An 8,587-nucleotide genomic window follows, 5' to 3' on the forward strand; every position below is an offset into this window, starting at 1 on the left:
GAGGACGATCCAGCACGGACACCAGCGTGCGGGCCGTCCAGAGCTTGCCACCCGATCCGCTCTTGTAGACGGGCGTCCGCGCCCCGGCATCGTTCATGCGCTTGCACTCGCCCCGGATGCTGGCCTTCTTCTCGGGGTCGATGATGTTCCGAAGGGCCGTGCGGAGGTGGTCGGCCTCCACCGGCTCTAGCGTCATCCCATCGGCCTTCCAGCCGTAGGGGCGCTTGGTGGTGCGGGGCACACCCTTAGCCGCGCGGGCAACGTGGGCGTCCTTGTGCCGCTGGCCCTTGCGGTTGGCCTCCAGCTCAGCCAGGGCCGCGAGAAGGACGGCCTGGAACTTCCCCATGTCGGTGGTGGTGTCTAGCTCACCCTCAACCGTGGCGATGCCGATACCCGCGTCAGTGAGGTCCAGAATGTCCTTGACCCGGCGCGCGAGGCGGTCAACCTTGGTGGCTACAACGGCCTGGAAGTCTCCAGCACGCACGCCCTCCAGGAGCTTGCTCCAGGCCGCGGAGTCGCGAGACTTGGACGCGCTGACGGCGTTGTCCTCGAAGACCTCGACCACGGTCCAGCCCCGGGAGAACGCCAACGCCTGGCACCTCTCGCGCTGGCGGTCGATGCCCTCGGCGTTGTCCATCGACTGGCGGAGGTAGAGCGCAACTTGCATGCACTCAGTTTACCGTTGTAGACGTCCATGCCGGCGTGCAGGCACCCCGGCTGCTCGCGGCGCACCTGATCGTCCCGGCTGAGCGGCGTGCGATTGAGCGGCACGGCCTCGGGCGTGAAGAAACGGAAGGCGTCGAAGTGCGTGCACGTCAGCTGGTGCGCGTCGACGACCGCGTCGGTGCCCTCGCGTCCCAGGCGCAGCGGCACCGGGTGACGCACCTCGTCGGAGCGGTACGCCATCGCCCACTCGTGCAGCCCGAAGCAGCCGAACGACGCGGGACGCGCGGCCGTGGCCCGCAGCAGATTCAGGATGCCGCGGAACATCGAGCCCTTCTCGGAGCGGAAGGCCGTGGCATCCACCGTCACCCCATCGCCCGCGGCCCGGTACCAGCGCCAGGCGGCGCGCTCGGGGGCGTCGCGCAGGACGACGCTCACGCCCGGGTGCCACCGGCGCAGGATCGCCGGCTTGTACGAGTAGTACGTGAAGAGGAAGTCCTCGACCGGATGCTTCTCGGCGCGGCTCGCGCGGGCGCGGTGCGCGGCGGTCAGGGCGTCGGCGCGCTCCGCGTGGGCGGTGGCGAGCGGCATCCACTCCGTCCGCTCGAGGGCGACCGCGTCGAGAGTGAGGCTCACTCGACGGGCTCGATCAGTTCGGCGGAATCGTTGCGGACGTTGCCCACCGCCGCCGACACGACGTGATCGTCGAGGGTCTCGGCCACGTCGGGGGCGGCGTCGATCGCGGCGTCGAGCACGTCGCCCACGTTCTCGGTCGTGGGGTCGAGCCAGGCGTCGGCGAAGTCGGGGTCCATGAACAGCGGCATGCGGTCGTGGATCGACCCCAGGCGTCCGATCGCGTCGCGCGTGAGGATCGTGCAGCTGAGCACCCAGCGGGCGGGGTCGTCGTCGGCGCGAGCGGGATCCTTCCACCACTCGTAGAGTCCCGCGAAGAACAGCGGCGAGCCGTCGGCGGGGTGGATGTAGTGCGGGGTCTTACCCGCATCGGTGGTCTTCCACTCGTAGTAGCCGGATGCCGGGATGACCGCCCGCCGCTTGATGAGGGCGTTGCGGAACATCGGCTTGTCTTCGATCTCTTCGGAGCGGGCGTTGAACGCGCGCGCACCGATCTTGACGTCTTTCGCCCATCCCGGCACGAGGCCCCAGCGGGCCACCTCGAGGCGGCGCACCGGTGGCTCGCTCTTGATCGAGTCGAGCACGATCGCCACCTGCGACGTGGGGGCGATGTTGTACGAGGGACGGGGCAGCTCGTCGGCTTCGACGTCGACGCGCAGCACCCCCACGAGCTCGCTGGCCACGTTGGCTACGACGAATCGACCGCACATAGTTCCACCGTACGCGTCACCTCTGACATCGGGGTGAGCGGCGGCATCCCGTCGGGCGGGGGTCGCGTCAGTCGTCGCGCGAGATCACACCGACGCTCTGCAGGCGTTCGAGCAGCCCCGCGCCGTCCGACTCGGTCACCCAGGGCACCTCGGCGGCGGAGTGGTCGTCGACCACCGTGCGGCCACCGGCCAGCACCGCCTCGGCGGGCAGCAGCCGGCGGATCGCGACGGCCGCGACGCTCTCGGGATGCTCGATGGCGAAGCCGGTGTAGATCGCGTCGTCGTGCTGACCGTCGTCGCCGACCAGCAACCACTTCACATCGGGGAACTCCGCGGCGATGCGGCGCAGGTTCTGCTCCTTGTGGTCGCGACCGCTGCGGAACCACCGGTCGTGCGTGGGACCCCAGTCCGTGAGCAGGAACGACCCCGCCGGGAAGAGGTGGCGCCGCATGAAGCGCGTCAGGGTCGGAGCGACGTTCCACGCCCCCGTCGAGAGGTAGATGACCGGGGTGCCGGGGTGCTCGCGCGTCAGACGTTCGAGCATGACGGCCATGCCGGGCACGGGCTGACGCGCGTGCTCGTCGACGACGAAGGAGTTCCACGCGGCCAGCAGGGGGCGGGGGAGGGCGGTGACCATGACGGTGTCGTCGATGTCGCTGACGACGCCGAAACGCACGTCGGCGCCGACGATGAACACGCGCGTCTCGGTCGGGTCGCTGCCCTCGACCGACATCGTGATGGTCTGCCAGCCCGGAGCAAGGGATGCCGGCAGCTTCGCGTCGATCACGCCACCGCGGTCGGCGGCGACCCGGTGCGTAACGCCGTCGATGACGACGGTGACGTGCGCGAAGCCCACCGGCACGGCGGCGAAGCTGCGCCAGCCGCGAAGGCTCGCGAACTCGCCCGTCGAGGTGCGCTTGATCGGCGGGGCGATGAGGACGCGGCCGAGGACGCGGACCCATTCCTGGGTGCCGTACCCGGGGAAGCCGGTGACGACGGGGCGCAGTCCGCGGGCGCGGGCCCGCTTCTCACGCCACCGATGGAAGCGGCGCTCCAGTCGGGCGAACCAGAGCACTTTGGCGCGAGGAGAGCGAGGCATCCCCCTCAGTCTTTCACGTCGCCGTCCGCCGGTTCGAGGGGCTGGACCTCATCGGCCAGGTGACGGCGCTCCGCGCGCTCCAGCAGCTTCTTGCCCAGGTAGATCAGGACGAGGAAGACGACCAGGATCGCGACGAAGACGTACCCGGCGTAGTGGATCTGATCGGCCAGCTCGCGGTACGTGCCCGCGGCGGTCGCGGCGACCGTGATGTACAGCCCCGCCCACACCATGCAGGCGGGAGTGGTCCACGCGATGAAACGCCGGTAGCTGTAGCCGCTCATCCCGACGGTCAGCGGCACGAGGGAGTGCAGCACGGGCAGGAAGCGCGAGAGGAAGATCGCGGGCCCGCCGCGTCGGCGCAGGTAGCGATCGGCGCGTTCCCAATTGCGCTCGCCCAGTTTCTGCCCGAGCCGCGACGCGCGGATGCGCGGCCCGAAATACCGGCCGAGCCAGAATCCGAAGCTCTCTCCGATGAGCGCGCCGACGACCACCGCCGCGCCGAGCACGACTCCCTCGAGGGGCGACGCGATCGCGGTGCCGGCGACGATCACCATCGTGTCGCCCGGCACGATCAATCCCACGAGCACGCTGGTCTCGAGCATGACGGCGATCCCGGCGATGACGGTGCGCAGCACGGGGTCGACGTTCTGGACGACGTCGAGCAGCCACGTGAGGATCTCGTTCACCTCTGAAAGCCTAGGGGCGCGGGTCTCGGCCTAGCCTGGGAGCGTGCCGCACTCCACCTCCCCGTTCACCATGACCGGGTGGATCGATCCCGAGGCGGCGTTCGCGCACCTCTTCGCCGACGCCCCGCACACCTTCTGGCTCGACGCCGGCGACGACGCGCGGAGCGGGTGGAGCTGGATCGGAGAGGGACGCCCCGACGCGTCGGCGCAGCCGATGCACCGGGATGCCACCACCCCGTCCGCCGCGGACGACGCCGGGCCGTTCCGCGGGGGATGGGTGGGCTGGCGGACCTACGAGGGCGAGACGGCGTTCCTGCGCGTCGAGAGCTTCCTCGCGTTCGATCACGCGGCGCGGCGGGTGTTCGCGTTCGGCGACCCCGCGCTGCTCGTACGCGCGCTCGACGCCCCACCCGCTCCCGCCGTGGCCGAGGCGGTGCGGCGGGGAACGGCGTCCGCCCGCGTGACGCCGGCGCGCTACGCCGAGCTGATCGCGGCGTGCCGGGACGCGATCCGCGAGGGCGACGCGTACCAGCTGTGCCTCACCACGCGCTTCACCGTCCCGGGTGCCGTCGATGCGTTCGAGGTGTTCCGGCGCCTGCGCCGCACCTCGAGCTCGCACCACGCCGGGTTCATCCGCATGGGGGAGCGCGCGCTGGCCAGCGCCTCGCCCGAGCGCTTCCTCGAGGTGCGCGACGGGCGCGTGCACACCCACCCGATCAAGGGCACGCGGCCGCGGTCCGAGGATCCCACCGTCGACGCCGCCCTCGCCGAAGACCTGCGGACGGATGCCAAGGAGCGCGCCGAGAACGTCATGATCGTCGACCTGATGCGCAACGACCTGTCGCGCGTGTGCGCGCCGTCGAGCGTGGGCGTCGACCGGCTGCTCGAGGTCGAGTCGTACCCGCACGTGCACCAGCTCGTCAGCGAGGTGTCGGGACGACTCGTGGCCGGGACGACCATCGGCGAGCTGCTGGCGGCGACGTTTCCGGCCGGCAGCATGACCGGCGCCCCGAAGGAGTCGGCGATGGACATCCTCGCCCGGCTCGAACAGGCGCCCCGCGGGCTCTACTCGGGCGCGTTCGGGTGGATCGGCGAGGACGGCGCCGCGGATCTGGCGATGGTGATCCGCAGCGTCGTCATCGAGCCGGATGCCGCCTGGGTCGGCGCCGGCGGAGGCATCACGTGGCGGTCGGTCGCGGCATCCGAGGTCGCCGAAGTCGGCATCAAGGCGCGGGCGCCGCTCGCCGCCCTCGGCGCCGAGGTACCGCCCGGGTGGTGACGGCGGCGTCCGATAGCCTGGGAGAAGGCCCCCGCGGCCTTCCCGACTTCACGATTGGCTTCATCCGTGTCTGAGAACACCACGACAGACCCCCGCGAGGGGGGCTTCGACACCCACGCCATCCAGGCGAAGTGGCAGCAGAAGTGGGCCGAGAAAGACCCGTTCCGCGCCGGCGGCGACGACGACACCCGCCCCCGCAAGTACGTGCTCGCGATGTTCCCGTACCCCTCGGGCGACCTGCACATGGGGCACGCCGAGAACTACCTCTACTCCGACATCGTGGCCCGGTTCTGGCGCCACCGCGGCTACAACGTCCTCAACCCCATCGGGTGGGACTCGTTCGGCCTGCCCGCCGAGAACGCCGCCATCAAGCGCGGCGCCGACCCCGTCGAATGGACCTACGCGAACATCGCGCAGCAGAAGGACAGCCTGAAGGACTACGGCGTCTCGTTCGACTGGAGCCGCGTGCTGCACACGAGCGACCCCGAGTACTACCACTGGAACCAGTGGCTGTTCCAGAAGCTGTACGAGAAGGGCCTGGCCTACCGCAAGGACGCCCTGGTCAACTGGGACCCGGTGGACCAGACCGTGCTCGCCAACGAGCAGGTGCTGGCCGACGGCACCTCGGAGCGCAGCGGCGCCGTCGTGGTCAAGAAGAAGCTGACACAGTGGTTCCTGCGCATCACCGACTACGCCGACCGTCTGCTCGACGACCTGAACCAGCTCGAGGGCTTCTGGCCGTCGAAGGTCATCCAGATGCAGCGCAACTGGATCGGCCGTTCCGTCGGCGCCGACATCGAGTTCGAGATCGAGGGCCGCGCCGACAAGATCACCGTTTTCTCGACGCGCCCCGACACGCTGCACGGCGCGACGTTCTTCGTCGTGGCTCCCGAGTCCGAACTGGCCGGCGAGCTCGCGGCATCCGCCGATCCCGAGGTGCGCGAGAAGTTCGACGCCTACCTCGCGCAGGTGCAGCGCGCGACCGACATCGAGCGTCAGTCCACCGACCGCCCCAAGACGGGCGTGTTCCTGGGCCACCACGCGATCAACCCGATCAACGGTGAGAAGCTGCCGATCTGGGCCGCCGACTACGTGCTGGCCGACTACGGTCACGGTGCGGTCATGGCCGTGCCCGCCCACGACCAGCGCGACCTCGACTTCGCCCGCGCCTTCGACCTGCCGGTCAAGGTCGTCGTCGACACGAACGCCCCCATCACCGGGGCGATCCCGGTGATCGAACTGGATGCCGACGGCGTGCCGATCGATCCGCTGGGCGACATCGACGACCTCGACCCCGTCAAGACGGGCATCGCGCTGACCGGCGACGGCCGCATGATGAACTCGGGCTCGCTGAACGGCCTGAGCAAGCGCCACGCGATCGCCCGCGTGATCGAGGAGCTCGAGGCGAAGGGGGTCGGCCGCGCGGCCAAGACCTACCGCCTGCGCGACTGGCTGATCTCGCGTCAGCGGTACTGGGGCACGCCCATCCCCATGCTGCACGGCGAGGACGGCTCGATCACGCCGGTTCCCGCCAACCAGCTGCCCGTGCGTCTGCCCTCGGTCGAGGGCCTCGACCTCAAGCCCAAGGGCACCTCGCCCCTGGGCGCGGCGACGGAGTGGGTCCAGGTCACCGACCCCGAGACCGGACAGACGCTGCGCCGCGACCCCGACACGATGGACACCTTCGTCGACAGCTCGTGGTACTGGCTGCGCTTCCTCTCGCCGAACAGCGAGACCGAGGCGTTCCCGGCGCGCGAGGCGTCCAAGTGGGGTCCCGTCGACTTCTACATCGGCGGCGTCGAGCACGCGATCCTGCACCTGCTGTACGCGCGCTTCATCACCAAGGCGCTGTTCGACATGGGTCTGGTGGAGTTCACCGAACCGTTCTCGAGCCTGATCAACCAGGGCATGGTGATCCTCGACGGCGCGAAGATGTCGAAGAGCAAGGGCAACGTCGTGCTCTTCCAGGAGGAGCTGAACGCCCACGGCGCCGACGCCCTGCGCGTCGCGCTGGCCTTCGCCGGCCCCGTCGAGGACGACAAGGACTGGAACGACGTCTCGACCACGGGCGCGGCGAAGTTCCTGGCCCGCGCCCTGCGCATCGCGCACGACGTCGACAGCGAGACCGACGTGGTCTGGGCCGAGGGCGACGCGTCGCTGCGCCGCGTGACGCACCGTCTGCTGGCCGAGGCGCCGAACCTCGTCGAGCAGACCAAGTTCAACGTCGTCGTCGCGCGCTTGATGGAGCTGGTCAACGCCACCCGCAAGGCCATCGACGGCACGGCCGGGGCGAGCGACCCCGCCGTGCGCGAGGCGGCCGAGGTCATCGCGATGACCCTCGACCTGTTCGCCCCGCACACCGCCGAAGAGATGTGGCAGACGCTCGGTTACGACGGCTTCGTGGGTCTCGTCACCTGGCGTCAGGCCGACCCGACGCTGCTGGTCGAAGACAGCGTCACCGCGGTCGTGCAGATCGACGGCAAGGTGCGCGGCACGCTCGAGGTGTCGGCCAAGATCGGCGCAGACGAGCTCGAGGCCCTGGCCCGCGGCGACGAGAAGGTGCGCCGCGCGCTGGGAGACCGCGAGATCGTGCGCGCGGTCGTGCGGCCCCCGAAGGTGGTCAGCTTCTCGACGAAGTAGTTCTTCGTTCCGGATGCCACGTCCTCGCGCTCCTCGGAGCGTCGGGGGCGTGGCATCCGTCGTTCACGGCGCGCACGGGGGCGCTCCGTCGCCCGCGCGTGCGTAGGTCCGCCCGTCCGCCGTGCGGGTGAGCAGGCCGGCGTCGATCAGGTAGCGGCGCATCGCGGCGACGTCGTCGACGATGGCGGTCCGGCGAGGCGCCGTTCCTCCCCACGAGGAGCGCGTCGCGGTCGATTCCCGGATTGGGGTCGCGCGTCCTCGGCGGCCTTGCCGGGCTCCTTAGCGTGTCGGCGTGACCATCGAACCCGGCCCCGATCGCGCGGACGCCACCGCCGCCGAGACGGTGGTCGTGGCACCCGACCCACGGCGCCGGCTCGGCGTCGGCGCTGTGATCGTGCTCGTTCTGGTCGCGTTCGCCGTGACCGTCGCGATCGGGATGTTCCGGGGCGCGACCGTCGCCGAGACCGTCTCGGCGMTGCCGACGGCATCCGGCCTCGCCAGCGCCCCCGTCGAGGCGGGACTCTACGTGCACGTCGCCGGGGCGGTGCGGCGCGCAGGACTGTACCGCCTCGAGGTGGGGGACAGGGTGGCGGATGCCATCGCCCTGGCCGGGGGATTCGCCGACGACGCCGCGCGCGACGGCGTCAATCTCGCCCGACCGGTGGCCGACGGCGAGCAGATCGTCGTGCCCGTGGTCGGGGCGGCGCCCTCGGGCTCACCCGTGGCGGGGGSGGCCGCACCCGCGGACGGGCTGATCGATCTGAACACGGCCACGAGGGAGCAGCTCGACACGCTGCCCCGAGTGGGACCGGCGATGGCCGACCGCATCATCGCCTGGAGGGACGAGAACGGCCGATTCACCAGCGTGGACGACCTG

8 protein-coding genes and 1 pseudogene are annotated in these 8,587 nt (G+C 70.6%); 3 read left to right on the forward strand and 6 right to left on the reverse strand.

All coding sequences use genetic code 11. The annotated features are described in order from the left end of the window. The 5 genes and pseudogenes from DC432_RS15325 to DC432_RS15345 form a co-directional block, all read right to left on the reverse strand. Positions 1 to 667 (reverse strand): recombinase family protein (locus tag DC432_RS15325; protein ID WP_133177964.1); only part of this gene is annotated, 667 nt, incomplete at its 3' end. A 17-nt stretch (positions 668 to 684) separates the two neighbouring features. Next, positions 685 to 1,254 (reverse strand): annotated as a pseudogene (locus DC432_RS15330) (3-methyladenine DNA glycosylase); the annotation flags it as partial. A 41-nt stretch (positions 1,255 to 1,295) separates the two neighbouring features. Beyond that, positions 1,296 to 2,006 (reverse strand): SOS response-associated peptidase, encoded by a 711-nt coding sequence (locus DC432_RS15335; RefSeq protein WP_108319584.1) that lies wholly within the window; start codon positions 2,004 to 2,006, stop codon positions 1,296 to 1,298. 67 nt (positions 2,007 to 2,073) lie between these two features. Next, the gene (locus DC432_RS15340; RefSeq protein ID WP_108319582.1) at positions 2,074 to 3,105 is read right to left on the reverse strand and encodes an App1 family protein; all 1,032 of its coding nucleotides are present in this window, start codon (positions 3,103 to 3,105) and stop codon (positions 2,074 to 2,076) included. Positions 3,106 to 3,110: 5 nt separating this feature from the next. Continuing rightward, a complete protein-coding gene (locus tag DC432_RS15345) occupies positions 3,111 to 3,791 on the reverse strand; it encodes a DedA family protein (protein ID WP_108319580.1) in 681 nt (226 codons plus the stop codon). Positions 3,792 to 3,834: 43 nt separating this feature from the next. Here DC432_RS15345 and DC432_RS15350 point away from each other — a divergent pair, with 43 nt between their 5' ends. Together DC432_RS15350 and leuS are read left to right on the forward strand one after the other, a co-directional pair. After that, a complete protein-coding gene (locus DC432_RS15350) occupies positions 3,835 to 5,070 on the forward strand; it encodes an anthranilate synthase component I family protein (protein ID WP_431739692.1) in 1,236 nt (411 codons plus the stop codon). A gap of 66 nt (positions 5,071 to 5,136) precedes the next feature. After that, the gene (leuS, locus tag DC432_RS15355; RefSeq protein ID WP_243393171.1) at positions 5,137 to 7,710 is read left to right on the forward strand and encodes a leucine--tRNA ligase; all 2,574 of its coding nucleotides are present in this window, start codon (positions 5,137 to 5,139) and stop codon (positions 7,708 to 7,710) included. A 63-nt stretch (positions 7,711 to 7,773) separates the two neighbouring features. On the opposite strand, the gene DC432_RS16945 is transcribed toward leuS, so the two are convergent. Next, positions 7,774 to 7,953 carry a DUF2087 domain-containing protein gene (locus DC432_RS16945; RefSeq protein ID WP_431739686.1) on the reverse strand — a complete coding sequence of 60 codons (180 nt, stop codon included), beginning with the start codon at positions 7,951 to 7,953 and terminating at the stop codon, positions 7,774 to 7,776. A gap of 49 nt (positions 7,954 to 8,002) precedes the next feature. On the opposite strand from DC432_RS16945, the gene DC432_RS15365 reads away from it, so the two are divergent. Further along, positions 8,003 to 8,587 (forward strand): ComEA family DNA-binding protein (locus tag DC432_RS15365; RefSeq protein WP_243393172.1); only part of this gene is annotated, 585 nt, incomplete at its 3' end.

The organism is Microbacterium testaceum (assembly GCF_003075375.1).
In the GTDB taxonomy this organism is placed as follows: Bacteria; Actinomycetota; Actinomycetes; order Actinomycetales; family Microbacteriaceae; genus Microbacterium; species Microbacterium testaceum_E.

What these genes read in the sequence shown, in the direction of transcription:
- DC432_RS15335 (WP_108319584.1), bottom strand. Translation starts at nt 2,006, where the DNA reads ATGTGCGGTCGATTCGTCGTAGCCAACGTGGCCAGCGAGCTCGTGGGG.
- DC432_RS15340 (WP_108319582.1), bottom strand. Translation starts at nt 3,105, where the DNA reads ATGCCTCGCTCTCCTCGCGCCAAAGTGCTCTGGTTCGCCCGACTGGAG.